General features: G+C 60.3%; 31 protein-coding genes and 1 pseudogene. 17 read left to right on the top strand and 15 right to left on the bottom strand.

Translation table 11 applies throughout. The annotated features are described in order from the left end of the window. The first annotated feature begins 18 nt into the window (after positions 1–18). The 3 genes from lgt (at position 19) to MUY21_RS14910 (ending at position 4,749) form a co-directional block, all read left to right on the top strand. Positions 19–939 carry a prolipoprotein diacylglyceryl transferase gene (gene lgt, locus MUY21_RS14920; RefSeq protein ID WP_248411111.1) on the top strand — a complete coding sequence of 307 codons (921 nt, stop codon included), beginning with the start codon at positions 19–21 and terminating at the stop codon, positions 937–939. A gap of 78 nt (positions 940–1,017) precedes the next feature. Beyond that, positions 1,018–3,363: a copper-translocating P-type ATPase gene (locus tag MUY21_RS14915; protein WP_282569079.1), complete on the top strand. Its 2,346-nt coding sequence runs from the start codon at positions 1,018–1,020 to the stop codon at positions 3,361–3,363. A 48-nt stretch (positions 3,364–3,411) separates the two neighbouring features. Beyond that, positions 3,412–4,749: an APC family permease gene (locus tag MUY21_RS14910; protein WP_248411110.1), complete on the top strand. Its 1,338-nt coding sequence runs from the start codon at positions 3,412–3,414 to the stop codon at positions 4,747–4,749. Between the two features lie 7 nt (positions 4,750–4,756). Here MUY21_RS14910 and MUY21_RS14905 read toward each other — a convergent pair whose 3' ends face one another. Beyond that, positions 4,757–5,401, bottom strand: coding sequence for a hypothetical protein (locus MUY21_RS14905; protein WP_007803445.1), 645 nt, complete (start codon positions 5,399–5,401; stop codon positions 4,757–4,759). Positions 5,402–5,510: 109 nt separating this feature from the next. Between MUY21_RS14905 and MUY21_RS14900 the strand changes: the two are divergent. From MUY21_RS14900 to MUY21_RS14890, 3 genes and pseudogenes are all read left to right on the top strand, one after another. Further along, positions 5,511–5,630, top strand: a pseudogene (locus MUY21_RS14900) (IS5/IS1182 family transposase); the annotation flags it as partial. Beyond that, positions 5,618–6,340: a cytochrome c biogenesis protein CcdA gene (locus MUY21_RS14895; protein ID WP_007803446.1), complete on the top strand. Its 723-nt coding sequence runs from the start codon at positions 5,618–5,620 to the stop codon at positions 6,338–6,340. The pseudogene MUY21_RS14900 and the gene MUY21_RS14895, both read left to right, overlap by 13 nt. 193 nt (positions 6,341–6,533) lie before the next feature. Next, positions 6,534–7,199, top strand: coding sequence for a L,D-transpeptidase (locus MUY21_RS14890; RefSeq protein WP_007803448.1), 666 nt, complete (start codon positions 6,534–6,536; stop codon positions 7,197–7,199). Positions 7,200–7,246: 47 nt separating this feature from the next. On the opposite strand, the gene MUY21_RS14885 is transcribed toward MUY21_RS14890, so the two are convergent. Next, a complete protein-coding gene (locus MUY21_RS14885) occupies positions 7,247–7,519 on the bottom strand; it encodes a hypothetical protein (RefSeq protein ID WP_012187176.1) in 273 nt (90 codons plus the stop codon). 192 nt (positions 7,520–7,711) lie between these two features. Here MUY21_RS14885 and MUY21_RS14880 point away from each other — a divergent pair, with 192 nt between their 5' ends. After that, complete coding sequence (locus MUY21_RS14880) at positions 7,712–10,066, top strand: cation-translocating P-type ATPase (RefSeq protein ID WP_207287124.1); 2,355 nt, start codon at positions 7,712–7,714, stop codon at positions 10,064–10,066. Here MUY21_RS14880 and MUY21_RS14875 read toward each other — a convergent pair. Next, positions 10,060–10,323: a hypothetical protein gene (locus tag MUY21_RS14875; protein ID WP_224888552.1), complete on the bottom strand. Its 264-nt coding sequence runs from the start codon at positions 10,321–10,323 to the stop codon at positions 10,060–10,062. The two genes, MUY21_RS14880 and MUY21_RS14875, sit on opposite strands and share 7 nt — an antisense overlap. A gap of 109 nt (positions 10,324–10,432) precedes the next feature. On the opposite strand from MUY21_RS14875, the gene mntR reads away from it, so the two are divergent. Then, positions 10,433–10,891, top strand: coding sequence for a manganese-binding transcriptional regulator MntR (gene mntR / locus MUY21_RS14870; RefSeq protein WP_008327326.1), 459 nt, complete (start codon positions 10,433–10,435; stop codon positions 10,889–10,891). A 261-nt stretch (positions 10,892–11,152) separates the two neighbouring features. Here mntR and lnt read toward each other — a convergent pair whose 3' ends face one another. The 10 genes from lnt to MUY21_RS14820 are packed head-to-tail and all read right to left on the bottom strand — an operon-like array spanning position 11,153 to position 18,605. After that, a complete protein-coding gene (gene lnt, locus MUY21_RS14865) occupies positions 11,153–12,724 on the bottom strand; it encodes an apolipoprotein N-acyltransferase (RefSeq protein WP_046212133.1) in 1,572 nt (523 codons plus the stop codon). Beyond that, entirely contained in the window at positions 12,721–13,194 is a 474-nt protein-coding gene (lspA, locus tag MUY21_RS14860) for a signal peptidase II (RefSeq protein WP_007803461.1), read from the bottom strand. The genes lnt and lspA overlap by 4 nt, the downstream gene beginning before the upstream one ends. 4 nt (positions 13,195–13,198) lie before the next feature. Then, positions 13,199–13,981, bottom strand: a complete 783-nt coding sequence (locus tag MUY21_RS14855; protein ID WP_007803463.1) for a ZIP family metal transporter — start codon at positions 13,979–13,981, stop codon at positions 13,199–13,201. 22 nt (positions 13,982–14,003) lie between these two features. Further along, entirely contained in the window at positions 14,004–14,462 is a 459-nt protein-coding gene (locus tag MUY21_RS14850) for a DUF411 domain-containing protein (protein ID WP_007803465.1), read from the bottom strand. A gap of 3 nt (positions 14,463–14,465) precedes the next feature. Then, positions 14,466–15,839, bottom strand: coding sequence for a M23 family metallopeptidase (locus tag MUY21_RS14845; RefSeq protein ID WP_007803467.1), 1,374 nt, complete (start codon positions 15,837–15,839; stop codon positions 14,466–14,468). Continuing rightward, the gene (locus MUY21_RS14840) at positions 15,836–16,462 is read right to left on the bottom strand and encodes an SCO family protein (protein WP_007803468.1); all 627 of its coding nucleotides are present in this window, start codon (positions 16,460–16,462) and stop codon (positions 15,836–15,838) included. The genes MUY21_RS14845 and MUY21_RS14840 overlap by 4 nt, the downstream gene beginning before the upstream one ends. Next, the gene (locus tag MUY21_RS14835; protein WP_028288644.1) at positions 16,462–16,929 is read right to left on the bottom strand and encodes a copper chaperone PCu(A)C; all 468 of its coding nucleotides are present in this window, start codon (positions 16,927–16,929) and stop codon (positions 16,462–16,464) included. Before MUY21_RS14835 ends, MUY21_RS14840 begins: the two co-directional genes overlap by 1 nt. 25 nt (positions 16,930–16,954) lie before the next feature. Beyond that, positions 16,955–17,614 carry a thioredoxin domain-containing protein gene (locus MUY21_RS14830; protein ID WP_007803472.1) on the bottom strand — a complete coding sequence of 220 codons (660 nt, stop codon included), beginning with the start codon at positions 17,612–17,614 and terminating at the stop codon, positions 16,955–16,957. Beyond that, positions 17,611–18,033: a disulfide bond formation protein B gene (locus MUY21_RS14825; protein WP_007803474.1), complete on the bottom strand. Its 423-nt coding sequence runs from the start codon at positions 18,031–18,033 to the stop codon at positions 17,611–17,613. The genes MUY21_RS14830 and MUY21_RS14825 overlap by 4 nt, the downstream gene beginning before the upstream one ends. 5 nt (positions 18,034–18,038) lie before the next feature. Then, positions 18,039–18,605: an SCO family protein gene (locus MUY21_RS14820; protein ID WP_007803475.1), complete on the bottom strand. Its 567-nt coding sequence runs from the start codon at positions 18,603–18,605 to the stop codon at positions 18,039–18,041. A gap of 213 nt (positions 18,606–18,818) precedes the next feature. Between MUY21_RS14820 and MUY21_RS14815 the strand changes: the two genes are divergently transcribed. From MUY21_RS14815 to MUY21_RS14785, 7 genes are all read left to right on the top strand, one after another. Continuing rightward, the gene (locus MUY21_RS14815) at positions 18,819–19,247 is read left to right on the top strand and encodes a helix-turn-helix domain-containing protein (protein WP_007803476.1); all 429 of its coding nucleotides are present in this window, start codon (positions 18,819–18,821) and stop codon (positions 19,245–19,247) included. Between the two features lie 82 nt (positions 19,248–19,329). Beyond that, complete coding sequence (locus MUY21_RS14810) at positions 19,330–19,950, top strand: cation transporter (protein WP_008327361.1); 621 nt, start codon at positions 19,330–19,332, stop codon at positions 19,948–19,950. A gap of 69 nt (positions 19,951–20,019) precedes the next feature. Next, positions 20,020–20,583 (top strand): transglutaminase-like domain-containing protein, encoded by a 564-nt coding sequence (locus tag MUY21_RS14805; protein WP_248411108.1) that lies wholly within the window; start codon positions 20,020–20,022, stop codon positions 20,581–20,583. Next, positions 20,573–21,538 (top strand): cation diffusion facilitator family transporter, encoded by a 966-nt coding sequence (locus MUY21_RS14800; RefSeq protein WP_007803480.1) that lies wholly within the window; start codon positions 20,573–20,575, stop codon positions 21,536–21,538. The genes MUY21_RS14805 and MUY21_RS14800 overlap by 11 nt, the downstream gene beginning before the upstream one ends. Beyond that, entirely contained in the window at positions 21,510–21,821 is a 312-nt protein-coding gene (locus MUY21_RS14795) for an STAS/SEC14 domain-containing protein (protein ID WP_007803481.1), read from the top strand. Before MUY21_RS14800 ends, MUY21_RS14795 begins: the two co-directional genes overlap by 29 nt. A gap of 352 nt (positions 21,822–22,173) precedes the next feature. After that, entirely contained in the window at positions 22,174–22,404 is a 231-nt protein-coding gene (locus MUY21_RS14790; protein WP_248411107.1) for a type II toxin-antitoxin system CcdA family antitoxin, read from the top strand. Continuing rightward, positions 22,404–22,703 (top strand): CcdB family protein, encoded by a 300-nt coding sequence (locus MUY21_RS14785; protein ID WP_248411106.1) that lies wholly within the window; start codon positions 22,404–22,406, stop codon positions 22,701–22,703. The genes MUY21_RS14790 and MUY21_RS14785 overlap by 1 nt, the downstream gene beginning before the upstream one ends. Positions 22,704–22,968: 265 nt before the next feature. On the opposite strand, the gene MUY21_RS14780 is transcribed toward MUY21_RS14785, so the two are convergent. Further along, positions 22,969–23,637, bottom strand: coding sequence for a LuxR family transcriptional regulator (locus MUY21_RS14780; RefSeq protein WP_248411105.1), 669 nt, complete (start codon positions 23,635–23,637; stop codon positions 22,969–22,971). 181 nt (positions 23,638–23,818) lie between these two features. Between MUY21_RS14780 and MUY21_RS14775 the strand changes: the two genes are divergently transcribed. Next, a complete protein-coding gene (locus MUY21_RS14775) occupies positions 23,819–24,508 on the top strand; it encodes an acyl-homoserine-lactone synthase (RefSeq protein WP_248411104.1) in 690 nt (229 codons plus the stop codon). Between the two features lie 144 nt (positions 24,509–24,652). Further along, the gene (locus MUY21_RS14770; RefSeq protein WP_248411103.1) at positions 24,653–24,853 is read left to right on the top strand and encodes a hypothetical protein; all 201 of its coding nucleotides are present in this window, start codon (positions 24,653–24,655) and stop codon (positions 24,851–24,853) included. Here the strand turns inward: MUY21_RS14770 and MUY21_RS14765 are convergent. After that, the gene (locus MUY21_RS14765; RefSeq protein ID WP_248411102.1) at positions 24,847–25,425 is read right to left on the bottom strand and encodes a hypothetical protein; all 579 of its coding nucleotides are present in this window, start codon (positions 25,423–25,425) and stop codon (positions 24,847–24,849) included. The genes MUY21_RS14770 and MUY21_RS14765 overlap by 7 nt on opposite strands. Between the last annotated feature and the right edge of the window lie 39 nt (positions 25,426–25,464).

Below are 25,464 nucleotides of genomic sequence, written 5' to 3'. Positions count from 1 at the left end.
TTATTAGGAACTCACCCAGTGTTGCCAGCGGCTTTGCCATTTCCGGACATCGGAACCGACCTCTTCTCCTTCGACATCGGGGGGGTCACATTTGCACTCCGCTGGTACGCGCTAGCCTATATCTTCGGTATCCTGATTGGCTGGCGCATTTGTTTGAGTGCCATAAGCCGTCCAGCGCTCTGGACGTCAGCTGGACCGCCGCTTGACCGAACGCAGATCGAAGATCTTCTGACGTGGATTATCATCGGCGTGATTGCTGGCGGGCGTCTGGGCTTTGTATTGTTCTACCAGCCCGCATATTATCTCGCCAATCCCTTGGAAATTCTGATGGTCTGGCAAGGCGGCATGTCTTTCCACGGGGGGTTCGCGGGCGTTGTCATTGCGGCCTTGCTGTTCTGCCTTAGACAGAACGCGTCATTGCTCAGCACTGGCGACTTGCTGGCTTTGGCAACACCACCAGGCTTGTTTCTTGGGAGGCTGGCGAACTTCACCAACAATGAGTTATGGGGGCGTCCAACGGACGTTCCCTGGGCGGTGATCTTTCCCGGCGAAGTCGCGCAGGCCTGCCCAGGGATTAGCGACCTCTGCGCGCGACACCCGTCGCAGCTGTATGAGGCGCTATTGGAGGGGCTCATTCTTGGAATGCTGCTCATTTATCTCGCTTGGGGCCGGGGCTGGCTGAAAATGCCCGGTGCCTTGGCTGGCGTGTTTCTGACCGGCTATGGTCTTGCCCGAAGTTTCGTCGAGATGTTCCGGCAACCGGACCAACAATTTGTGACGGCGGACAACCCGATTGGCCATGCGTTTCATTTTGGTGAGTGGGGTTTGACGATGGGCCAGTTGCTCTCCATGCCGATGGTGTTGGTCGGGCTGGCGTTGATCGTGTTCGCCCGGCGGGAACGGGGCCGGAAAGCGCCACCCCGCAGAGCCGCAATGTAATCTCCATACTGATCTCTCTTGACCTTCCTGTGGATGGAAGCCTTAGGCAAGAGAAGCATTCTCGGAAAGGACCGCAAAATGAGCACTCCCGACAGTTCTGAAACCACAGCAGCTTCTTCGGTATTCGTTTGCCCCATGCACCCTGAGGTGCGGCAGGACGAGCCCGGCAATTGTCCGAAATGCGGGATGCACCTCGTGCCGGAATCGGAGCTCGAGGTCCATTCAGCACATGATCATCACGAACACCACGCGGGTGCCACGCCGGCCGATGGCCGATATGATCTGGTTCCTACAGGACATGATGGTCCCATTTTCACCTGCCCGATGCACCCTCAGGTGCGGCAGCCTGATCCGGGCGCGTGTCCGATCTGTGGTATGGGATTGGAACTGGAATCCGGTGTGCCGGGCGATGAAGGTCCAAATCCCGAACTGGTGGATTTCACACGGCGGTTCTGGGTCGGCACAGTCCTGACGATCCCGCTCCTTGTCCTCACGATGGGGCCATTCGTCGGTTTCCCCGCAGTCCGGACTTTTTTTGGCGAAAGCACCACACAATGGATCGAATTGATCCTGGCAACGCCAGTGGTCTTGTGGTGCGGCTGGCCGTTTCTGGAACGCGGATGGATTTCGTTCCGCACATTGAACCTCAACATGTTCTCCCTGATCGGCATGGGCGTTCTTGCCGCCTGGCTCTTCAGCGTCGTTGCCGTTCTCGCACCGGACATATTCCCTGATGGGTTCCGAGACTTCGAAGGCCATGTCGGCGTCTACTTCGAGGCGGCGGCGGTGATCGTGACGCTCGTGCTGCTCGGTCAGGTGATGGAATTGCGCGCACGTGAAGGAACCGGTAAGGCGATCCGCGCGCTTCTCGACATGGCCGCCAAGACCGCGCGGGTCATGCGGGACGATGGCTCCGAGGAGGAGATTCCGCTGGAGGACGTACAGGTCGGCGACCGTCTGCGCGTGCGGCCCGGCGATAAAGTGCCTGTCGATGGCGTGGTTCTGGACGGCCGGTCCTCGATCGACGAAAGCATGATCTCCGGTGAACCTGTGCCGGTCGAGAAGACCGAAGGCGACCCGGTAACTGGTGCGACGATCAACGGCACTGGCAGTCTGGTGATGGAGGCGACGCGTGTCGGGTCCGACACGATGCTGGCTCAAATTGTCGAGATGGTGTCGAACGCGCAGCGCTCGCGCGCCCCGATCCAGAAATATGCCGACAAGGTGGCGGGTTATTTCGTTCCGGCCGTCATCGGTATCGCGGTCCTGTCCTTCATCGCCTGGGCGATCTGGGGGCCCGCGCCTGCGCTTTCCTACGCATTGATTTCGGCGGTGGCGGTTCTGATCATCGCCTGTCCTTGTGCGCTTGGCCTGGCGACACCGATGTCGATCATGACAGCGACAGGACGGGGCGCTCAGGCAGGGGTGCTGATCAAGAACGCCGAGGCGCTGGAGCGGTTCGAGAAAGTCGATACCCTGATCGTCGACAAGACCGGCACGTTGACCGAAGGCAAGCCGCGGCTTGTCGACGTACTCCCGCAACCCGGCCACGACGAAGCCGAGGTCTTGCGTCTCGCCGCATCGCTTGAGCGCGGATCGGAGCACCCCTTGGCCGAAGCGATCGTCAGGGGTGCGGAGGAGCGAGATGTCAAAATGGACGAGGCACGGGACTTCGAGGCGGTCACTGGCAAGGGCGTCAAGGGGGTCGTTGACGGCAAAGCGGTCGCGCTCGGCAATTTGGCGATGATCCGCGAATTGGGGCTCGAGGCGGGCGCGTTGACCGCCAAGGCCAATGCCCGCCGCGACGAAGGCGAGACGGTCATGTTCGTTGTGCTGGATGGCGAGATCGCCGGTCTAGTTGCTGTCGCCGACCCAGTGAAGGAGACCACGCCAGAAGCCATCGAGGATCTGCATGAACTGGGGTTCCGCGTCATCATGGCGACCGGCGACAACGAACGCACGGCCAAGGCCATCGGCACGCGGCTCGGAATCGATGAGATCCGGGCCGACGTGCTGCCGGAGGACAAGGCGCGGATCATCCTTGAGTTGCAAGAGGCGGGCCACAAGGTCGCCATGGCCGGGGATGGCGTCAACGACGCCCCCGCGCTCGCGCAGGCCGATGTCGGCATCGCCATGGGCACCGGCGCCGATGTGGCCATCGAAAGCGCGGGCGTCACGCTGGTCAAGGGCAACCTTGATGGTATCGTGCGTGCGCGGCGGCTCGCCCGGGCCACGATGCGCAACATCCGCCAGAACCTGTTCTTCGCGCTGATCTACAACGCCTCCGGCGTGCCGGTCGCGGCGGGAGTTCTGTTTCCCTTCTTTGGCATCCTCATCAGTCCGATGTTTGCTGCCTTCGCCATGAGCGCGTCGTCAATCTCGGTGGTGCTCAATTCGCTGCGCCTTCGCGGCGTTCGTATCTAGAAGCGCGCAACAGCGTTCGGATGAACCAAAATTAAAAGGGGGCCATTTATGCAGAGCGAAAAAGAAACGTACCGCGAAAATTCCATCAGTCTGGGCGGAGCCGTTGCGATGGGGACAGGCGTGATGATCGGCGCTGGAATCTTTGCGTTGACGGGGCAAATCGCGCAGCTCGCCGGCCCGCTTTTCCCGCTTGCATTCATCGCCGGCGCGGTCGTCACAAGCTTCAGCGCCTACAGCTACATCAGGATGTCGAACAAATGGCCGTCCTCGGGTGGCATCGCCATGATCCTGCAGAAATGCTATGGCCCCGGAGCCATCGCGGGCGGGGCCGCACTGCTGATGGCGCTCAGCATGGTGATCGCGGAAAGCCTCGTCGCGCGAACCTTCGCCACCTATGTCCTGCGCCCTTTCGATATCGAAGGTGGCCCATTGGTCCCCGCTCTGGCTGTGGCCGTGATCGTTTTCGCCTTTTTGGTGAACATGGCCGGAAACCGCTCGGTCGGGCTGTTCTCGTTGATCATGGCCGCGATCAAGATCGGAGGCATAGCTCTGTTTGGCATCGCGGCCCTGTGGTCCAGTGGTTTTGCGGTCGCCGCGGCGTCCGAGACCTCACAATCCTACGGGCTCACGGGGTTCATCGCCTCTACGGCGCTGGCCATCCTTGCGTTCAAGGGATTCACCACGATCACCAACAGCGGAGCCGAGATCACTGAACCAAATCGCAATGTTGGCCGAGCGATCATGTTCTCTATCGGAATCTGCGTCGTCGTCTACCTGTTGGTCGCCTACGGGGTCGGTTCGAGTCTCACGATCGAGGAGATCATCTCAGCGCGTGACTATTCGCTGGCACAAGCGGCGCAGCCCGCCCTTGGACAAACCGGCTTCATACTCACGGTGATCCTGGCCGCTGTCGCAACGGCGTCCGGCGTTCTGGCCAGCGTCTTCGCGGTGTCGCGTATGCTGGCGATGCTGACCGACATGGAAATGATCCCGCACAGCCACTTCGGTATGCCAGGTCCCATCCAACGCCACACCCTGGTCTATACTGTCGTCATCGCCGCGACGTTGGCCGTGCTCTTTGATTTAGGCCGGATCGCATCCCTCGGTGCTTTCTTTTACCTCGTCATGGACATGATCATACATTGGGGCGTGTTCCGCTATCGTCGAGCAGACGTCGGCGCCTTCGGTATCGTGCTTTTGACTGCCCTGGCGCTCGATGCGATAGTACTGGCAGCTTTCACCGTGATGAAGCTTCAAAGCGACCCGATGATCGTTCTCTACGCCGCTGTCGGGATGATCGCTGTGTTCGCCTTCGAGCGCGTTTACTTGTCGCAATGGGTGGCACCGCAAGTCGCCCCCGCCCCCGCCCACGCCCACGGTGATTAGCCTGCCATCACCTGGCCTGAAGAGATGCGATGCCTTGTGCGCCGATCGTGATCAGCCCGACCGACAAGGCAAACGCAGCCAGGGCAAGCAGCATCACGCCCGTGTTCATGGGCAAGCGACGTACAACCGGTCCAAGAAATTCCGACCGCCCGAAAGCCGAGACGTAGAGCGGCAACGCGCTTATCATAGTCGCATAGAGGTAAACGCCGGAGATGTTCTCGAAAAACGCCGAACGCGCAAGAGTCGGGGATACAACCGCCAAAGCGGTTGAACGATTGCCGCCGAATGACCCGAACCAGTCGGCAGATAGAACGTATATCAGCACGTGGAGACCTGGAAAGAGAAGGGCTCTGAGCAAGACATCGACCAGCACGAAAAACGCCGTGTCTCTTGAGCCCGCCTTTGGTTGCTTTGTCATAGCGAAAAGGAAAAAACTGACATAGTTGACGGCAAAAACCACGGGCAAACCGTTGGTCGCAACCTGCCTTAGTAAGCGCATGAGTGCCGGTCCGCCGGCAGCAAGAGCCGGAGCAAAGCCCGGAGCCAGTAAGACGTAGAACAACAGGACCGGCAGTAATGCAGCGAAGCTGAACAGCAGGACATTTCTAACAAACTGAGCCGCGGGCATACTGATAGAGAAAAATCTATCCATTGAAATAGCCTGCCATGTGGGCACCACTAGGTCGATGATACGGGGCGTTGTTGCACAAGTCTGACGCCTCAGGATTCCCTTCGCGAACCCATGCTGTTAGCCGCATTCCATGAGCAACCCATCTCCCGCCCGCTATCGTACGACCAACTGGTCCAGCTACAACGCATCGCTGCGCAAGCGGGGGTCCCTGCTGATCTGGGTCGACGAAGACATCACTTGGCGCGCGCCCTCACCGCCGCCCTCCTAGCCGGCACGATATCATTTCTGTCCCCCTGCGTGCTACCTCTTGTGCCAGGTTATGTCTCCTACGTAACCGGGCGCACAGCCGCTGAGGGCGGGGTGGTCGGCGCTTCGCCGTCGCGCGCGGTCTGGCTGAGCCTGTGTTTTGTCCTCGGCTTCTCCACCATCTTCATGGGACTTGGCGCATCCGCGACTGCAATGGGTCAGGCCCTGCTTCGGTGGCGGTATGAACTCAACCTCGTTGGGGGCGGCATCATCATTTTCTTCGGGCTCTTCATGATAGGAGCCGCGCGTGTTTCGGTCATGGAACGCGACTTCCGATTCAATCTCAACATCCCCGGGGGCCAACCCGCTGCGTCCTATGTCCTCGGTCTTGCCTTCGGTTTCGGCTGGACTCCGTGCATCGGCCCGATCCTCGGCGCGATCCTGACAGCCAGTGCGGCGAGTGCCACGATGGGCGAAGGTATCATGCTGCTTGCCGTCTATTCCGCCGGCCTTGGAATACCGTTTCTGATCGTGGCCGGATTCACCGACCAGATCGCGGGACGGTTGCGGGCCATCGGCCGGGTTGGCCGCCGCCTCCACCAGCTTGCGGGCATAGTGATGATCTTGATGGGGCTGGCGATGATGACAGGGCAGTTGAGCGCGCTGTCATACTGGATGCTCGACGTATTTCCGGTTCTGGGACGGATCGGATAGCTCCATTAGTAGCAGCGTCTATTGATAACAGAAAATTTTCTTGAACCTCTAGTAGCTTTAGGAGTTAAGCCACCGACAAAGAACGGCACCATGGAGCAAGTTGCCAATAACGCCTCACTCCTTCCCGGGCGAACAACACTGCGTTCGGGGTAAGGTTCGGTTTGCCGTCCAATGCGTGAACGGAGCAATCTATATGCTGACAAGACGACATTTCATCCAGACGACCACCGCGCTGTTTTCGGCATCGATATCCAGCCCGCTCCTTGCAGACACGTGGCCTACCGATGCGCAGAAGGCAGCTTGGGACGCACAGGTTACACCTCCCGGCTACGACCCGGCCACGTCCAACCCTTGGGGCCTTCACCCTCGCTTCCTGCCACAGCGGGTCCTCGCGAAGGACGGACTTGTACCCGGTGATATCCATGTCGATGCTGTTGCGCGCTATCTCTACCACATCGAAGAAGGCGGCACGGCGATGCGCTATGGCGTGGCGATCGCGCGCGGTAAACTTTACGAACCGGGCACCTATACGATCAAGCGCAAGGTCAGGTGGCCGCATTGGCAGCCGACACAAAACATGATCGACCGCGACCCAGAGCTCTACGCCGATATCGCTGACGGTATGGAACCCGGACCTGAAAACGCGCTCGGATCGCGAGCCCTCTATCTCTTCGTCGGCGACCGAGACACCTATCTAAGGATTCACGGGACACCGTATCCAAGAAGCATTGGCGGCCGTGCGAGTTCCGGCTGCGTCCGAATGGTCATGGCACACATCAATGATCTCTATCCCAACGTCGAGATTGGCTCGACGGCATTCCTGTACTCGGCGGAAGACAGCGTCACCCCGAGAAGTTGACTGGCGCATCATGTGTTACGCGTGGGCTTGACGCATCTATGGGCTGATCAGGACTGGCGCGAAGTGCAGATGGGGTTGCCACCTGCCGAGCGTAGCGGAACCAAGGTGTTTTCCACCGGACCGCTGTGTTCATACCAATAACAGCCATCCTCGGGACGAAGCCGCGCCGTGGTGAGATCCTGACCAGGCGCAGCAAGGGCAATGACGGCCTCGGGAACACTTCCCACTTCGTTGCGAGCGCCGCCGTCGTCCAGCGTTGGCACCGCGCAGCCAGCAAGCACCAATGTCGCTGCGATAATCGGCGCGTTTCGTTTCTGCATGTCTACCTCACTCATTCTGATCGCTTCGTACCGGCAAGCGTTGCTCCAACCGCGTCGTTTCAAGGGGGCGGCTAGCTTCAAGCCTCCGCAGGGCGCCTTTCTTGCTGGACGAATATCCACTTGTTGCCCTTGAAGCTCTAGTTACTGTAGGGGCTATGTCAATGTGGAATCAATGAATCCTGAGGTCAATCCATGTCTTCCGACGGCAACCGCAACGATCACGGCCATCCGGGTGATCAAGAGCATTCTGACCCAAGAGGCAACTCCTGTTGCGACGCCAGCAAGGACGTCGCGTCCACGGCGCCAGCGCCGTCTGGCGGAAGGAGCTTTCAGGTCTCCGGGCTCGATTGCGCCGAAGAGGTGGCGATCCTGAACCGGGTTGTCGGGCCGAAAGTGGGCGGAACCGAACACCTGGCATTCGACGTGATCAACGGGCGAATGACCATCCTCGATAGCGCCGAGAGGATACCAGACGACGAAGTCACGCAGTTGGTCGCAACGACCGGCATGAGCGCCAAGCCATGGGATGCCGACAACGCAGCAGAGGACCAGGCGGCGCATCTGGCACGTCAGAAGCGCTTTACCTCGTTGAGCGGCGGCTTCTGGGCGGCGGGATTCCTTTTTCACATTGTCGAGACCGGCATGGGCGGCGCGCTCGGGCTCTTTGCGGGCCATGGCGAGGTGCCTATGCCTATGGTGGAAGCAGGGATCTTCGCCGTCGCGATTCTTTTTGGCGTCTGGCTTGTCGCGCCCAAGGCCTGGTCTTCGGCGCGGAGGCTTAGCCCCGACATGAACCTGCTCATGGTGGTGGCCGTCGCGGGCGCCATCGGCCTCGGCGAGTTTTTTGAGGCCGCGACGGTCGCCTTCTTCTTCTCGCTTTCGCTTTATCTTGAGAGCTGGAGCGTGGGGCGGGCGCGTAATGCGGTTTCCGCGCTCCTCGATCTGGCGCCGCCAACGGCGCGGGTTCTTTACGACGACGGATCTGAATCCGACGTTCCGGCCGCGGCCGTGGCAGTCAATGCAAGGTTTATCGTGCGCGGCGGCGACCGGATCCCCCTCGACGGTGAGGTCGTGGACGGGGCAGGGGCCGTCGATCAGGCCCCAATTACTGGGGAAAGCGCGCTAGTGCCCAAGGAACCAGGCGACGAGGTCTATGCCGGCACGATCAACGGCGAGGGCACACTGACGGTGCGGGCGACGAAGGCCGCCTCGGACACGGTGCTCGCGAAAATCATTCGCATGGTGGGCGATGCCCATGCCCGCCGCGCGCCGGTCGAACAGTGGGTGGCCAAGTTCGCGCGCATCTACACACCCATCGTGATGGCTTTGGCGATTGCCATCGCGCTGGTGCCGCCACTGCTGCTCGGCGGCGCCTGGGACTACTGGTTCTACAATGCTCTGGTCCTTCTGGTCATCGCATGTCCTTGCGCGCTGGTCATTTCTACGCCGGTCTCCATCGTGGCAGCGCTGACCGCGTCGGCACGGGCGGGGGTGCTCATCAAGGGCGGCGCCTATGTCGAGGCGCCGGGGCGGACCACGGCACTGGCGATGGACAAGACCGGGACGATCACCATGGGCGAGCCTGAGGTGGCGGCGGTTCACCCACTGGTCGGCGTTTCCGCACGCGATCTCATGGCGCTGGCAGCAAGCCTGGAGGCGCGGTCTTCACACCCGCTGGCACGCGCCATCCTCTCGCGCGCCGAAGCCGATGGTGTTTCCGTGTCTGCCGCAGAGGACACCCGTACCGTGCCCGGGCGCGGTCTGGAAGGACGCGCCGACGGGCGCGCTATCTGGCTCGGCTCGGATCGCTTCGCCGAAGAGAAGGGGTTCGGCAATGCCATTCCGGCGGATCTGCGGGATCGGATCGAAGGGGCAGGGAGCACCCTCGTTGCCGTGGGTGACGAGACCGGCGTGACCGGCGTACTGGAGCTTCGCGACCGCATCCGCCCAGATGCAAAGGGGATCGTTGCGCGTCTGCATGCGCAGGGTGTGAAGACCATCGTGATGTTGACGGGCGACAACGAACGCACCGCGCGCGCGGTGGCAGCCGAAGTCGGCATCGACGAGGTGCGCGCCGAACTTTTGCCAGAAGACAAGGTGACGGCCATTGAGGAACTCGTCGAAAGCCACGACATGGTGGCGATGATCGGCGACGGTGTGAATGACGCACCGGCCATGGCGCGGGCGCATTATGCCATCGCCATGGGCGCTGTCGGATCGGATGCCGCGATCGAGACGGCCGACATCGCGCTGATGACCGACGACATCGGCAAGGTACCCTGGCTTATCGGCCATTCGCGCCGTGCCATGACGATCATCCACCAGAATATCGGCATATCGCTGGCGACCAAGGCGCTGTTCGTCGGGCTGACCGCGTTCGGTATGGCCTCAATGTGGGGCGCCATTGCTGCGGATGTAGGCGTGTCTCTGCTGGTGGTCGCCAACGCACTTCGGCTCCTGAACGGCCATCAGGTTGAGGCCGGGCCTTCAGGCGGAGAACCGGTGGGCGAGCAGATGGCGAAAGGAGCACTGGCGCACGGTCATTGATCCGGCGGTTTCGGTAGCTCGATATCGCTTTTGCGGTCCAGCCACGCCAGCGCCCCGACAGAGAATTCCGAACCCCGGTAGGGTTCCGTCCAGGCGGTCTCGATGTCGTCCCAGGGCAGCGGCTCGAGATTTCCAAGAAAGAGCGTCAGACGGTAGGCCGCTGCCTCGGGAAGCCAAGGCGCCTCCTTGGCCGGCGTCGCGGCGACAGGTCCGGACAGGAGGAGCGCACTTGCGAGTGTGGCGAGCAGCACTCTCATAATATTTCGCATCACCACGGCCTCCAAAGTAAAAAGTTAGACATGGCTAACTTATCTACCCGAAGCAAACAAGTTGTCAATCCCGCTGTTTCGCTGCAAAGTCCCGAGTATGACAAAGCTACAATCACAAGGGCGTGAGCCATTCGAAGCGGTCGACCGGGCTCCCGAGGCGCAGGCCGATGGCTTTGCGACCGTGCGTCAGGCACATGAAAGCGAGATGGCGGAGGATTACGTCGAACTGATCGCGGAACTGATCGAGACGCGCGGGGAGGCCAGACCGGTCGAGATCGCCGAGCGGCTTGGCGTGAAGCCGCCGACCGTGACCAAGAACATCTCGCGGCTCAAGGCTGCTGGTCTGGTCCGGCGGGAGCCATACCGCGCGATATTCCTCACCGATGCCGGGCAGGACCTCGCGGAGATCTGTCGACGCCGCCACAGGGTCGTCGTCGCCTTTCTTCTGAGCCTGGGAATCGACGAAGAGACCGCGGAACGCGATGCGGAAGGGATCGAGCATCACGTCAGCGGGACGACATTGGAGGCGTTCGAGCGACGGCTCAATCAGAAATGAGCTCGCCTAGATGCACATTCGCGCGATTCTCTATCGGGACCTCGAGCTATCAGGTCTTCAAGCCGCTGACACGTTTGCGCAATTTCGAAGCTCGCTAGCCGAGAACCCGCGACAGCACGATGGTTGCAAACAGGGCGACAAGTCCGAAGGCGATCGCAGACGCTACCGCATATTGGAGGATATCCAGGTGATTCCCCCTCCTCCGTCGTGCCAGATAGCCACCCCAGATCGCGCCTCCGATAGCGCTCACGATCACAAGCATCAGGATACCTCCGTTCCAAAATGCCGCGCATCGGGATCTCGTCCGAGCAAACTGGCCAGCCAGCCGAAGACCCAGCACCCAAAAACAAGAACCAACAAGGTCCAGTCGCCGAACCGCGCATAGGGCGTTGGAGTACGCGCGCCCGGCAGGCCGGCATCAATGGTGCCTGTTTCCCCGGTATCAAGACGCGCGACGACATTTCCATTGGCGTCGATGATCGCGGATATTCCAGTGTTGGCCGCCCGGACCACGGGAAGTCCCTCCTCGACCGCGCGCATCCGCGCGGAGGCGAGGTGCTGCTCGGGTCCGATGCTGGTTCCGAACCAGGCATCATTTGTGGCGTTGAATATCCAGTCGGGGCGGAAAAGGTCATCGACCACGTGGCCCGGAAAGATGATCTCGTAACAGATCGCCACCGCGACCAGAGGCGCGCCAGGGATCGCCAGCGTGCGCGGCCCTGGTCCCGGCGTGAAATCGCCCAACCCTTCGGTCAGCCGCTCGATGGGCAGCCAGCCTTTCAGGGGCACATATTCCCCGAACGGAACAAGATGATGTTTTGCATACCCCGTCAGAACCTCGCCGCTGCCGTCATAGGCCTGAACCGTGTTGAAATATCTGGTTCCCCCATCGCCCTCCACTCGGTCAGGCGCACCTGTCAGTAGGATCCTGCCGTCTGGCAAAGCTGCAGATATCCGCGCGCGTGCCGCAGCATCTTCGTCCAGAAAGCCGGGGAAGGCCGTTTCCGGCCAAAGCAGCAAATCGAAACGTCCGGGTTGCGCGGACAAGCCCAGGTATTTTTCCAAGGTTCGCTGGCGGCTGCCCGGTACCCACTTCTCGACTTGTGGCACATTGCCTTGGACGATGCGCAAAGCAACGTCTGTCGGCGGCACGTCCTGCCCTGACCGAAGCGCACCGCCAACCCAGAAACCCGCCACAGCAACGGCGAAGAGCACGAGAACAGGCGCGCGTCTCTTTGGCGCCGCCACAGTCAACACACCTGGCAATATGCCGATGAAGACCGTGAGAAAGCCCAAACCGTAGCTTCCGACCCAGGCGGCGGGTTGGCGCAGGGCGGCATAGTCGACAAGGGCATAAGCGGCAAGGTTCCAGGGAAACCCTGTCAGGACATGACCCCGCAGCCATTCCGTGGCCACCCAGCAGGTTGCAAACAGCAGGCCCGCCGCAATGCCGCCGACAGCTCGGCGCTGCATGATGGCGGCAAAAAGCATCGCCGCCATGCCCGGGAAGATGGCAAGTCCGGCGGACAGACCCGCGACCGCCGGAATCGCCAGTGCGCCGAAACGTTCGGCATCGACGTAAAAGCTCTCGGCGATCCAGGAAATTCCAATCCCGAATTGGCCCAGTGCGAAAGCCCAACCGACAAGGAAAGCGCGCGAGGTTGAGATGTTCCGGAGAACGATAAAGAGCACGGAGAAGGCGACAGGGACCGCGATGAGCCAAGAAAACGGCGGAAGAGTCAAAACCGTCAATCCGCCGGCAGCAAGGGCAAGACCCATGCGCTGGAACAGGTTCAGGTCCTCACTAACGAACTGCGGCAATCCCGGCTTCATGAATCGGTCTGAAGTCGAGCGCCAACCCACGGCGCAATGAGCAGCAGCATCACGCCGCCAACCACAAAAACATCGGCCATGTTGAAGGCAGGCCAGTGCGCCGTCCCGATGTAGAAATCGAGGAAATCCGTCACCGCACGATAGCGCAGGCGGTCCAGAATATTGCCGAGTGCACCGCCGATGATCGCACCATAGGCAATGGCCTCGACCCGGCTGCTGGTACGGACCAGCATGAACGCCAGCCAGACGCAGATGCCAAGCGCCAGTAAGACAAGGCTCCACCACGGCGCGCCGCCGAGAAGCCCGAAGGTCACTCCGTCATTGCGCAGGTAGATGAGATTGAAGCCGGGAAAGACCGATACGCCGGAACTAAGAACAGTCGCATTGGACACAACGATTGCCTTCGTTGCCTGATCGACAAGAAAGGCGATCAGCGCAGCAAGCAGACCGACGAAGAGGCAAGTTCTCATCAGCTTATCCCAGCCAGACGTCGAGGAACAACATGATCACAAGACCAACGGCGAGGCCGAGCGTCGCCCTGTTCTGATGGCCGGATCGGTGGGTTTCCGGAATGATCTCGTGGCTGATGACGTAGAGCATCGCACCTGCTGCGAAGGCGAGACCCCAGGGCAGCAGCGGTTGCGAAAGACTGATAATCCCTGCGCCGAGAAGTCCACCGACGGGCTCGACGAGACCGGTCAGAGCGGCGATGCCCCAGGCGCGAAGCCTGGAATAGCCCTCGCCGAGCAACGAAACCGCCACCGCCAGACCTTCGGGGGCATTCTGTAATCCAATACCGATCGCAAGTGGCAACCCGCCCGACAAACCGTCAGCCCCGAACCCGACGCCGACGGCAAGCCCTTCGGGAAAATTGTGGATAGTGATCGCGATGATGAAAAGCCAGACGCGCCGCAGCGATGCGGCGTCGGGACCTTCCCGCCCCGTCTTGAAATGTTCATGCGGTAGCCGTTCGTTCATCAGAGCGATCGCGCCCATGCCAAGCAGGATCGCAACACATACGATGGCCGCCGGGAGAGCACCGTTGTCGAACTGTCCTTCAGCTGCGTCGAGAGCCGGGATGATCAGCGAGAAGAACGAAGCCGCGAGCATGACACCCGCCGCGAAGCCAAGCAGCAGATCGCGCGTGGCCCGGGACGGGATGCGCCCAAAAAGAACGGGGACCGCCCCGACCGCGGTCAGCGATCCGGCGGCCAGGCTTCCAAGAAAGCCAAGCGCTATGGGGGAGAGGGGTTCCAATTGTTAAGGTTCTGCCGCGAGTTCAGTCAGGAGCCGAGTAGCTGGTGTAGACCTCGGTCGATCCGTCTTCGTGGATCAGGAAGACATCGTAAGCCTCCCGGTCGTCCTCCGGTCCCATGCCGGGCGACCCGTAGGGCATTCCCGGCACCGCCAGGCCTACCGCGTCTGGCCGGTCCTCCAGCAGGCGTTGGATGTCAGCCGCCGGCACGTGGCCCTCGATCACATAGCCGTCGACCAAAGCCGTATGGCAGGAGACCATGCGCTGCGGCACGCCATTGTCGAGTTTGAAGCGCACAAGAGATCCTCCGAACATGTCCTCGCCCATCGGCGCGAAGCCATTCTCCTCGAGGTGCTTCATCCAGGACAGGCAACAGCCGCAGCCGTTTGTCTTCCGGACGTCGATCTGAATCGCCTCTGCGACGGCCTGCGCCGCAGGAAGCAAGGCAAATGCGATGGCAAGGGCGGGAGTAAATCGTTTCATGGATCAAAGCCTTTCGGTTGTCGTCTGTGCAAATTCGCTGGCGAGCCTCTCAGCAAGAAGTGAACGCGCCTCACGCAGTCGCTCAAGCGCGGCCGTGTCGTCCGCTTCACGCTCGGCCGCCTCTGCCAATCGGTCGTCAGAGAGAGGGTCGGTTGGGCGACCGTCCACCAGCACTTCGTAATGTAGGTTGGGGCCTGTCGCGGTACCCGTCGCACCGACCCGCCCGATCATATCTCCGGCCATCACGCGTTGCCCTTGTGTGAGCCCGTCCGGTACGGCGCTCAGATGCGCATAGCGCGTCAGGGTGTCGGAGCCATGAGCGATCTCGACGACCCGGCCATACCCACCGCGTCGGCCGATGAAGCTAACGCGGCCCGGCGCCGTCGCCTGTACCGGCGTGCCGCGCGCCGCCGCGAAGTCGACTCCTGTGTGCATCCGTACATTGCCGTAGACCGGATGGGTGCGGCGCCCGAACACAGAACTCAGCCGTGCACCTTCGACCGGTTGCGCAAACACGCGCAGGACTTCTCCGTCGACATAGATCGTCGCTTGGCCGCTGCCGTCGTTCGGCCAGACGATTTCATAGACCGAGCCATCGATATCCAGTGCGGCAAAGGCAAGCTCGGGCTGACCAATCCTCTTGTTCCCGTCTCGGGCCTCGCGCCAAAGGAGGCGCATCGTCTCGCCACCCGCAAGATCACGACGGAAATCCACGGTGCCGCCCAGCATCTGCGCCAGGTCCACCGCAAAACGGGCGGGGATGTCTGCCGTGTTCAGGGCGGCGAAAATCGAGCTCTCGATCACCGCCTCGCCGGCGAAAGTCACCAATTCGGGATCCGGGTCCAACACGCGGGCGGCAAGCTGTTCGCCGAAGACCGCCTCTATCCGGACACCGTCTTCGACGGCGAGCTCTACACGACGCGGGTTGTCGTCCGTTGTGGAAACCACCGTAATGATGTGACCCGGACGCAGACGGCGCAGATCGTATTCCGTGCCAATCGCCAAGGCGATTTCGGCGCGATCCGAAGCATCCAGCCCCGCATCGGAAAGGACCGCATCAAGCGTCTCGCCGGACGCAATCTCCCGCGACCAGGTGACCAGCGGGGGCTCGATAGATGGCAAGGAGGTATCAGCGGGGGAAACGGTCAGGAGCGGCCGGGGTCTGAACTCGAATGCGATATCCGCCTGGGCGAGTGTAGGGCGGACCGAATTGGTTTCGGTAATCCGAGGCGGCGCAAGCGGATTGGGAGTCCAGAGGGTCGCTTCAGCAATCGCAGGGGGCACCGGTTCTTTGGACAGAACGCCAGAGATGGCGATGGCGGTCACCGAAAATGCGCCTGCGACCGCAACGGCCGCCAAGACAGTTCTTATCTTCATGTTGCCCCCTCTACGTCTTCTGTCAGTGCGCGCTGGATCTTCGGCACCGCGAATTCTCTTTGCTCGTGATAGTCGATCATGGTGACGAGCTCACCCTCGGCATCGAACAGGAATACGCTTGCCGTATGGTTCATCGTATAGCCGCCGCCCTCAGTCGGGACGCGCTCAAATGAGGCACGAAACCCTTCTGCAGCGCGGGCAATTTGGTCTTCCGGCCCCGTCCAGCCACGAATGACCGGATGAAAATAGCCGACATATTCGGCCATGGCCTCGACCGTGTCCCGCTCCGGGTCGACCGTGATGAAGACCACGTTCATCTCTGATGCTTCGTCGCCCAGTTCCTCAAGCCAGCCGGAAATATCCGATAGGGTCGTCGGGCAGACGTCCGGGCAGTAGGTGAACCCGAAAAACACCATTGTGGGACGACCGATCAGGTTGCCAGGCCCTACCTCATTTTCCTCGTGGTCGGTCAGCCGGAACTCCATCGCCGATAGGGGCAGGGGCCGCTGCCCTTTTGGTTCAGGCGCACCGGGCCCGTCCACCCGCCACCAGCCCACGAAGAGCGTCAGGCCAAGAACGCCGGCACCGGCTGCGCCGTATAGAAGGAGCTGCCGACGTTGCATCAGCCCTCCGGTCCACGCGCGGCGATTCCGAGGATTGGGACCTCGACCGTCACCTTGCCGCCATCCGAGAAGGTCAGTGTCAGCGGGAAATTCTCGCCTTCGGTCATCGGCTCTTGCAGCTTCATGAGCATGGCGTGCAACCCGCCCGGCTCCAATGCCACGCTTTGGCCGGGCTCAATCGTGATCTCGCCTGCAGGCGCCATGGAACTGACGCCATCGGAGTTGGTTTTCGACTCATGGATCTCGGGCATCATTGCCAGCGGTGTCGCAAGTCCGGTCAGCGTAACGGCGTCTTCACCCGTGTTGCGCACGGTCATATAGGCGGCACCTGGCCTGTTGACGCCGATCGAGGCGCGGGACCACGCATTCTCGACCACGACATCCTCCGAACCGGCCAGTGCGGGGGCCGACAGCCCTGCAACCGTCAAAAGCACGGCCAATGCATTGGTATATCTCAACTTCTTCACCACTCGTTTCTCCTGCCTCCGCAAATCAGCTTTGGCTTGCCGCAACTTCCACTGCCACCAGCCTCTGCAATTCGGCCTCACCGAACGGATCGAGAGGCTTGCCGTTCACGAAGAACGTGGGCGTTTGGCGGACCCCGACTGTCTCGACATCGGCGCGGTCCTGGTTGAGCACCGCCACAACACCGGGGGCCAGCATCTGTGTCCGGGCAGCTTCGACATCCAGACCTCCGCTTGCTGCAATCTCAAGGATCAATCCGGGTGCCGGGGTCCCGTGAGACGCCCATCTGGGCTGCTCTCGCAAGACTGCCTCGAGCACAGGTTCAAACACGTCCTGCATGCGCGCCGCCTCGAGCACACGGATCGCTTCTACCGACGCCTCGCCGTGAAAAGGCGTATAGCGGATTACAACGCGCACCGCGTCTCCGTGCTCCGCCATGATATCCTCGACGACCGGATAGAAAGCGCGGCATGCCTCGCAGGCCGGGTCGAAGAATTCAACGATGGTTACGGGCGCATCCTCGGGCCCGAGGATCGGGGAATAGGGTCGGATCAGCGCGTCGGCCATTTCAGGGTCGATGGGATCGGACGCGGCAATCGGGTCGGGGCGGGTGGCATACCAGGCGGCACCGCCGAAACCGGCGACCCCGAGCGCGAGAACGGACAGGATGAGGCCGCGTCGTTTCATTTTTGTGTTTCCTTCAGTGAGAGAGCCGACAGCAGACCGATCATCGCGAAGGCGACGAGCGCCATCAAAGGAATCGGAATGCCGAAGACCAGTTGATTGTCGTCGGTACAGGATGGGCCGGTCGCCGTGCAGGGCTGGATACGCTCGGGGATAACGCCGACATAGAGGCCCAAGTGCCAAAGCGCGACGGCGGCACCGCCCAAAGCCAGCGCGATCCCGTAGCGACCCACGCGCCGATCCTGCCACCACAGCCCAAGCCCGAGGATGATGGCCAAGGGGAACATGAAGGCACGCTGGAACCAGCAGAGCACGCAAGGTGTCTGCCCCAGAACCTCGCCGATGAAGAGCACGGCAAGCGACGCGGTGAGCGCGATGATCCAGGCCAGGCCAAGGGCCGTCTCTCCGGAAAGTCGGGTCATGACGATCAGATCCTCTGTCTCAGATCGGCGAGGATCTCTTCGGCGGGCGTGCCGTAGGGCCAGGAGTCCGCGAAGCCTGCTTGCGTGTCGAAAAGGAAAAGATGCGACGTGTGACCCATCGTGTATCCGCCCGGCGCAGTCGCCTGCTCGATCCGCTCAAAGAATATCGGAAAGGTTTCGGATGTCGCGGCGATCTGCTCCGGTGTACCGGTCAGCCCGATGATCCCTGCGTCGAACAGGGGCACATACTCGGCAAGTGCAGTCGGCGTATCCCGCTCCGGATCAATCGTTATGAAAATCGGCTGAACCATTGCTGCCTCATCGCCCAGGCCCTCCATCACGGCCGCGACTTCGGACAGTGTTGTCGGACAGACGTCGGGGCAATTGGTGAAGCCAAAGAAGACCAGCATCCAGCGCCCTGCGAAATCTTCGTCCGTTTGGACCATGCCGCGATGATCGGTCAGTTCGAAATCAGCAAGAAACGGTGGTTCACTCTCGGTGCGGGCAAGATCGGCACGGTAGTCGGACCATAGCAACAGCCAGATGAAAACGAACGCCGCCGCGCCCGCCAACACCCACAATACCTTCTGAAGACCTGAAAGCCTCACGCCGCTCCGCCCGAACCTGATTCTATATTTTGTGTGCGTTTACATCCTCTAGCTACTGTAGGTTCAAGCGTGATTGTCATCGATCGGCCAACAATCACCGATCTGTGAAACTCGGGTGAAGCTTGTGATGCGCACCGCATAAAGCTACACCCACTGTAGGTAATGTGGGGAGCGGAAATGCTGACGATTGGGACGCTGGCGAAGAAGACCGGAACAAAGGTGCAGACCATCCGGTATTACGAGCAGATCGGACTTATGCCTGAGCCCGGCAGGACCGAGGGGGGCCAACGACGCTATGGCGACGCCGAACTCGACCGCTTGTCATTCGTCCGGCACGCACGGCAACTGGGGTTCTCGTTGGACGCGATCCGTGAGCTCCTCGATCTCAGCGATCATCCGGGAAAGTCCTGCGCTGAGGCGGATGCAATAGCCCGTCGGCAACTCAAACAGGTCGAGCAACGATTGGCGCGGCTCGAGGCGCTGCGGACGGAATTGAAGCGGATGGTGCATGAGTGCAGCGGCGGACAGACTTCTGATTGCCGTGTGCTCGAGGTACTGCGCGACCATTCCGAATGCCTGACCGACCATGAAGAGATCGGCGCCTGAGCAATTTCGACGACCTTTGATCGGAACGCAAAAAGCCCGGTGTTAGTTACTCATTGGCAATTCACTAATTTGGATACCCGGCATGGCGGAGCAGAGAAACGCAACGGAAAGACGCACACTCTGGATCGTGCTGGGTCTCAACATCGGGCTGGCAGTCGCTTTCTTCGCCTCGGGCGCATTCGGCGAGTCAAGCGCGCTTATAGCCAATGGCCTCGACAATCTGTCGGACAGTTTCGTCTACGCGATCAGCCTCTTCGCGCTGTCCCGCTCCGCCAAGTGGAAGCGCGGAGCGGCGAACGTTTCGGGCGGCCTGCTGATCCTCTTCGCCCTTGGAATCCTGTATGACGCGTGGCGCCGCTACGTCGGCGGATCGGATCCTCTTGGCACGATCATGATTGTCATGGCGCTGGTAGCGGCGGCCATCAACGCGCTTTGCGTCTGGCTGCTGGCACGGCTTCGCGATCCAGACGTAAACATCCGAGCGGCGAATACGTTCAGCTGGAACGACTTCGCGGCCAATCTCGGAATCGTCGTCGCAGGCGGGCTCGTAGCCTGGCTCGGAACGAATTGGCCGGACCTTGTCGTGGGCGTGATTGTCGCCGGCATCGCGGCCTGGGGTGGCGTCGGAATCCTGAGAGACGCGCATGGTGAACACCACAAGGCGGTGCACAATGACGATCAGGTAACCAAGGACTCGGCCTGAAATCGGGGCTTGAAGCTACAGTGACTGTAGCAACTACATATTCTCGTGAACGATTCGAGGAGGTATCCCGTGAACCCCGCCGACCCTCATTTGGCCAAAACCCGGCTGCTGGATTTTGACGCGACCTCAATTGCAAAACTGATCGAGGAGCGCGGCTGGGCAGACCTTCCCAGCGACGACCGAATTGGGGCCATCTACGATTTCGTCAGGAACGAGATTACCTTCGGCTACAACCGCGCCGACGACATTCCGGCGTCCGAGGTCCTCGCAGATGGCCACGGGCAGTGCAACACCAAGGGCACGCTCCTCATGGCCCTGCTGCGTGGCGTGGGAGTTCGCTGCCGACTGCACGGGTTCACAATCCACAAGGCGCTTCAGAGAGGCGTCGTTCCGGAACTCGTCTATCCCCTCGCGCCGTCCGAAATCCTCCACTCCTGGGTAGAGGTGGACTTGGGCGACGGATGGGTCGATCACCGCCAGAACTTCGGATTTGTGCGCGACTTGCTCTATCGCCACGTCATCCGTCACTGGATGAATGCCAGGGTTCGCCGCATCCGCCGCGGAATCTTGCCGCCGGTCCCCGGATTCGATCGGCCGAACCACCGCCATGAGGAGACGAACCGTGCCGCATGATCACGGCCACGCCCACATCGATCCTCAATCCGGTGATCGTCGCGTCTCCATCGCCATCTGGGCCAACGGCCTCCTGACGGTCGCGCAGATCGTCGGCGGGATCCTTTCCGGCAGCCTCGCGCTGATCGCGGATGCCCTCCACAATTTCTCGGACATGGCGTCGCTGGTGATCGCCTTCTTCGCGCGTAAGATCGCTCGCCGCCCGGCGGACAAGCGCATGACCTTCGGCTATGGGCGGGTAGAAATCGTCGCAGCGCTCATCAACTACACGACACTTATCCTGATCGGCTTCTACCTGATCTACGAGGGTGGCATGCGCATGATCGACCCACCAGAGGTACAGGGCTGGACGGTGGTGATCCTGGGCGGTGTGGCACTGGTCGTCGACACGTTGACGGCGCTGCTCACCTATTCGATGCAGAAAGGCAGCGTGAACATCCGTGCGCTCTTCCTGCACAACCTATCGGACGCTTTGGCCTCCGTGGCGGTCATCATCGGCGGCTCGCTCATCCTCCTCTACAACATGCGGTGGGTCGACCCGGCGATCACCATCGGCATCGCTCTCTACATCCTCTACCTCGCATTTACCGAGATCGGCGGTCCGATTCGGACGCTGATGCTCGGCAGTCCACCGGACATCGATAATGAAACCGTCGTTCAGGCGATGCGGGGTGTGGATGGTGTCGCGGACGTTCATCACGTGCATCTGTGGCAGATGCAGGAGCACGAGGCGGCTCTGGACTGCCACGTCGTGCTGACAGCGGACGGCTGGGGTCAAATCGAAAAGATCAAGGCCGCGATCAAGGACCGGCTGAAGGACGATTTCAGCATCGGTCATTCGAGTCTGGAATTTGAGCACGAAGACCGCGCACACGAAAACGCTGACCTTTACGGTCACGGCAAACCGGAAAAAGAGGAGGAAAACCATGTTCACCGAGACACTGACAGCTCATGACGACACGATTGGCCTCGCCTGCGAGGGCAAGCTCAGCGAAAGCGACCTGAAACGGATGCACGCCCTGCTTCATGAGCGCCTGCAAGAGACAAGTAAGCCCGGCCTGGTTCTCGATCTCACGAGGTTCGAAGGCTACGATGGGCCGTCCGCTCTGCTCGAAGATCTGAAAATCGACACAGCCCATAGGAATGACTTCCGCCGCGTCGCTGTGGTGGGCGAAGGGGCTTTGTTGGAGTGGGGAACCAGGTTCGCCGACGTGCTGACCACGGCAGAACTCCGTTAGTTCGACCCGGCGGAAATGAAGGCGGCAATCGCCTGGGCAAGTGAAAGGTAGAGTAGCTTTCAATCAGATGCCTTCGCAGAAGACAGCATCTGTTCGAAACCATAAACAAAAGAACTACAGCAGTTGCGAGACCCAAGAGCAATCCGAAAGTTCTGAACATGGTCGCTCCTTTCGCAAAGGAGTAACTTTGGTACGGTGGCACTGCCCTTGCCGGGGCATTATCAAATCGTAATGTTTTAGCGGCTCAGGGCGCCAGTTGGTTAACATAAACTTCATTATACGCGCGCATAATCTATGCGCATGATTGACGCGCATTTACCCAAGGTGTAACCTCCTCTTAGGAGGTGGATTCATGAATTCTCATACTCGAAAGCCTACAAATCTGTCCCTGGACGTAACTTTGCTTACAGAAGCCAAAGCATTGAAGGTGAATCTATCTCGAGCGGCTGAGAACGGAATTCGGAGTGCTGTTGCTGCAGCTAAAGCGGAACAGTGGACAGCTGAGAATGCCGCCGCAATTCGGAGTTCTAACTCATACGTTGAGAAGCGTGGTTTACCGCTCGATCGTTATCGTCAGTTCTGATGCCCAAGTATGACGTATTTCCCAATCCGTCCGGAGACGGTTATCTTTTGGATGTTCAAACCGACCTGCTGAGTGATCTGAATACCCGCGTTGTCGTGCCTTTGCTGCCACCATCGAGCGCACCGAAACCGGCAACCAGGCTCAACCCGATTTTCGAATTCGATGGTGGGCCGGTCGTGATGGTCACGCAGTTCATGGCGGCAGTGCCAACCGGCATTCTTAAGACTTCCATTGGAAACCTCGACACTGAATTTGAGAAAGTCACGACCGCAATCGACATGCTTATGCAGGGTTTTTAGACGATCAGAATCAATTCACCCCACCTCATCTAGCATAAGCCTGTGCCTGACTGTCTGACGTCAGCGCCAATGGGACAGTTTATGCTGAATTGAAAAGAGAGGGTCTCTGGCTCATCGTAACCGCCAAGGAGTGACGATGAGATAGAAACCCTGACGACGGTCATTTCATTATAAGCCGACTGGTCAAAAATGTCTGTGCGGCAGTTGTTTAGCGATGCTTCTGCGCCCAATCATCGGCCTGAGACCGCCATCACATCTTGCCTGACTACCTAATCAAATTCTTCCTTAGCGCCGTGGCCACTAATTGATAGTTCGTCTTGCACCCGACCTTGCGTCGTGCGGAGGCCAGCCTTTCCTTGGCCGCCGATTCAGATATGCCCAGATGCTCTGACGCCTCTTTGACTTTCATGTCTTCTGACAGGCACTGCAACACGGCGATCTCGCCTTTCGACAACCCACGCTCATCTTCCAAAGATTCGAAGAACTCGGTTGCCAGCCCGGACAGGAACAGCATCTCTTGCGGCAGCAATTCCCGGTCAGGGCGCGACACACTGACCAGCGATCTATTGGCGCCGGTTTTTCGGCTGAAGGCCGCCCCATAAACCAGACCATGTTTCTTTGCGGAATTCATGAACCGGCGCAGGTCGGGGATGGGCACTTCGGACCACTGTTTGTCTCCGGTGGAGAAGAGCGCCCAAACCAGGACAGGGTCAAAGGCATAGTAACGCCGCTTTTCATATTCGTCCTGCCAGGCCGGTGGGTAGGTGCTTTCAAAATACTCGTAGCCGCGCACATTCACGTTCACGAGGATGCTGTATCCGGAGATCGCGATCTCCTCGATATCAGCCCGGTAAGGCGCAAAGGCCTTGGCGACAGCATTCGTTGTCTCTAGGGCCTCGGGGTCCTGTTGTATGCCCTTTTCGTAAATCTCCAAAACCGATTCCTCCACTCACCACTTACCGAACCTGACCTCAAGTCAGGTCTGCGCCGACCACGGGTCTGACCAAACCTTGGGTTTCTGGCCCCAGGTCAGTTTCTATCAAAGATTGAGCTATTTTCCTAGACCTGCCTTCCTGGCGTGTGGCTCATGGGCATACCGAATGCAGGAGCAGATCATGATACACGCACAAACGGTATTGCCGGAAAACCCGTCAGAAGACACCCTCCGCTGCGTGGTCGCTCAGATGCCACGAGAACTCTTCGCCCCGCGCGCGGCCTTCTCCTCGGATATGCGCTTGATCGGGCAGTTCATGGATCTCAGGAAACGCATCTTCGCCTTAGGCAAGGGCTGGAAGGTCTGGATCTCTGGGCAATCCGATCTCGATCAATACGACCGACCCGATACCATCTATGTCGTTGCGCTCAAGCACGCCACGGATACAGTTGTTGGCGGGGCGCGACTGATCCGCACGGACAATGTGGCCGGTGCGGCAGGTCATGCCATGTTCTCCTACATGATCCGGGATGCCTGTCGTGGCCTGCTCGATGGATTGCCATTTGATCTTTGTACGGATGTCCCGCCTGTCGATAGCGGCGTCTGGGAACTCACCCGTCTTGTCACCGATGGCACGCCCGGCGCCGGGGCAGCCGTGTTGCGAGCGGCGAACGCGTATCTTGCAACGCAGACGGCCGAACATTGCCTGTTCCTTGGCCCGGTCGGGTTTCAGAAGATGGCGCGATCCATGGGATTTACACCCAGGACCATCGGTCCGATCTGTGGCAACCGGGATGGACGTTTCCAGGCCTTTGCCTGCCCTGTCCTGTACGGTGATCACCACCACAAATCGCGAGGGCGTGGCACGTGACCATCCCTCACGTGCATAAGCGTTCTGAAGATCAAGGCCCGGCTCACACGGGCCATGACAAAAGCGCTCACCTAGTGGCGCGCACGCAGCACGTTCGGGATCGGCCAGGCGTCATCGGCAAGACGCCCTGTCAGGCTCTGAACTATGGGTGAGAAGCTTCTATTCGCACGGCCTGTCGCCGAAGCCGTGATGCAGGACGCGTCGGCACCCCAAGCTGTCTGGCGGGACTATCTTTGGAACTCGGGGCGGGTGGTCCGCCTGTGGTTTGTGGATCCCGAGACCATTGATGATGCAGAGATCGAAATACAGTGCCTGCAAGATGAAGACACAGCACGCGGTCAATAGGCAAACCACGCCGAATGACCCATTACGCCCGCATGGTCGCCAAACTCGACCATCACCGCGCGATGGAAAGGCACGAGGCGGCCCTCCGTATCGGGATAAGGGATCGTCTGGCCGTTCTCGCTCACAAAACCGACGGGCCATGGCGTTCTCGATCTGAAGACCTGGAACAAAACATGACAATTGTCGTTCTCAAAGTCGCAAGAGTGAATGGACCAATCCCATTTTTGCGGCCCAGAGTCATCCTTGTACGATGCGCCGCGAAACCACAACACGCGCGTGCGCCTGAGCCAGCCATAATCCGGGGTGGAGATATCTACTTCCCCTTTCCCACCCGGCCCGCCAGTTTGGACCGGCATGGCGGCATAGGTGCAGATCCCAAAGGGCGGGCGCACCGGCCAGGGTGTGATCCGCCGGATCATTTCGGCATAGGCCGCAGAGCAGACCGCGCCTGGTGGAAACCCTCCCGCCATACAGAGCATGATCGCACAATCCATATCATAGGCGCGCGCGACTTTGGCAAAGATCGGCAATGTCAGGATGGACAGGATCAGGCGGAGGACGAGAATACGCATCTGTTTCTCCCAGGAGTTTGCTGGAATTGGTTGGAAACG

The organism is Aliiroseovarius sp. S2029, assembly GCF_023195575.1.
In the GTDB taxonomy this organism is placed as follows: Bacteria; Pseudomonadota; Alphaproteobacteria; order Rhodobacterales; family Rhodobacteraceae; genus Aliiroseovarius; species Aliiroseovarius zhejiangensis.
The sequence above is the reverse complement of the archived record's forward strand: the minus strand, read 5'-3'. Positions and strand labels throughout refer to the sequence as shown.

Coding starts and splice junctions, on each gene's coding strand:
- MUY21_RS14915 (WP_282569079.1), top strand. CDS start 1,018: ATGAGCACTCCCGACAGTTCTGAAACCACAGCAGCTTCTTCGGTATTC.
- MUY21_RS14910 (WP_248411110.1), top strand. CDS start 3,412: ATGCAGAGCGAAAAAGAAACGTACCGCGAAAATTCCATCAGTCTGGGC.
- MUY21_RS14905 (WP_007803445.1), bottom strand. CDS start 5,401: ATGGATAGATTTTTCTCTATCAGTATGCCCGCGGCTCAGTTTGTTAGA.
- MUY21_RS14890 (WP_007803448.1), top strand. CDS start 6,534: ATGCTGACAAGACGACATTTCATCCAGACGACCACCGCGCTGTTTTCG.
- MUY21_RS14885 (WP_012187176.1), bottom strand. CDS start 7,519: ATGCAGAAACGAAACGCGCCGATTATCGCAGCGACATTGGTGCTTGCT.
- MUY21_RS14880 (WP_207287124.1), top strand. CDS start 7,712: ATGTCTTCCGACGGCAACCGCAACGATCACGGCCATCCGGGTGATCAA.
- MUY21_RS14875 (WP_224888552.1), bottom strand. CDS start 10,323: ATGAGAGTGCTGCTCGCCACACTCGCAAGTGCGCTCCTCCTGTCCGGA.
- mntR (WP_008327326.1), top strand. CDS start 10,433: ATGACAAAGCTACAATCACAAGGGCGTGAGCCATTCGAAGCGGTCGAC.
- lnt (WP_046212133.1), bottom strand. CDS start 12,724: ATGAAGCCGGGATTGCCGCAGTTCGTTAGTGAGGACCTGAACCTGTTC.
- lspA (WP_007803461.1), bottom strand. CDS start 13,194: ATGAGAACTTGCCTCTTCGTCGGTCTGCTTGCTGCGCTGATCGCCTTT.
- MUY21_RS14850 (WP_007803465.1), bottom strand. CDS start 14,462: ATGAAACGATTTACTCCCGCCCTTGCCATCGCATTTGCCTTGCTTCCT.
- MUY21_RS14845 (WP_007803467.1), bottom strand. CDS start 15,839: ATGAAGATAAGAACTGTCTTGGCGGCCGTTGCGGTCGCAGGCGCATTT.
- MUY21_RS14840 (WP_007803468.1), bottom strand. CDS start 16,462: ATGCAACGTCGGCAGCTCCTTCTATACGGCGCAGCCGGTGCCGGCGTT.
- MUY21_RS14830 (WP_007803472.1), bottom strand. CDS start 17,614: ATGAAACGACGCGGCCTCATCCTGTCCGTTCTCGCGCTCGGGGTCGCC.
- MUY21_RS14825 (WP_007803474.1), bottom strand. CDS start 18,033: ATGACCCGACTTTCCGGAGAGACGGCCCTTGGCCTGGCCTGGATCATC.
- MUY21_RS14815 (WP_007803476.1), top strand. CDS start 18,819: ATGCTGACGATTGGGACGCTGGCGAAGAAGACCGGAACAAAGGTGCAG.
- MUY21_RS14810 (WP_008327361.1), top strand. CDS start 19,330: ATGGCGGAGCAGAGAAACGCAACGGAAAGACGCACACTCTGGATCGTG.
- MUY21_RS14795 (WP_007803481.1), top strand. CDS start 21,510: ATGTTCACCGAGACACTGACAGCTCATGACGACACGATTGGCCTCGCC.
- MUY21_RS14790 (WP_248411107.1), top strand. CDS start 22,174: ATGAATTCTCATACTCGAAAGCCTACAAATCTGTCCCTGGACGTAACT.
- MUY21_RS14785 (WP_248411106.1), top strand. CDS start 22,404: ATGCCCAAGTATGACGTATTTCCCAATCCGTCCGGAGACGGTTATCTT.
- MUY21_RS14775 (WP_248411104.1), top strand. CDS start 23,819: ATGATACACGCACAAACGGTATTGCCGGAAAACCCGTCAGAAGACACC.
- MUY21_RS14770 (WP_248411103.1), top strand. CDS start 24,653: ATGGGTGAGAAGCTTCTATTCGCACGGCCTGTCGCCGAAGCCGTGATG.
- MUY21_RS14765 (WP_248411102.1), bottom strand. CDS start 25,425: ATGCGTATTCTCGTCCTCCGCCTGATCCTGTCCATCCTGACATTGCCG.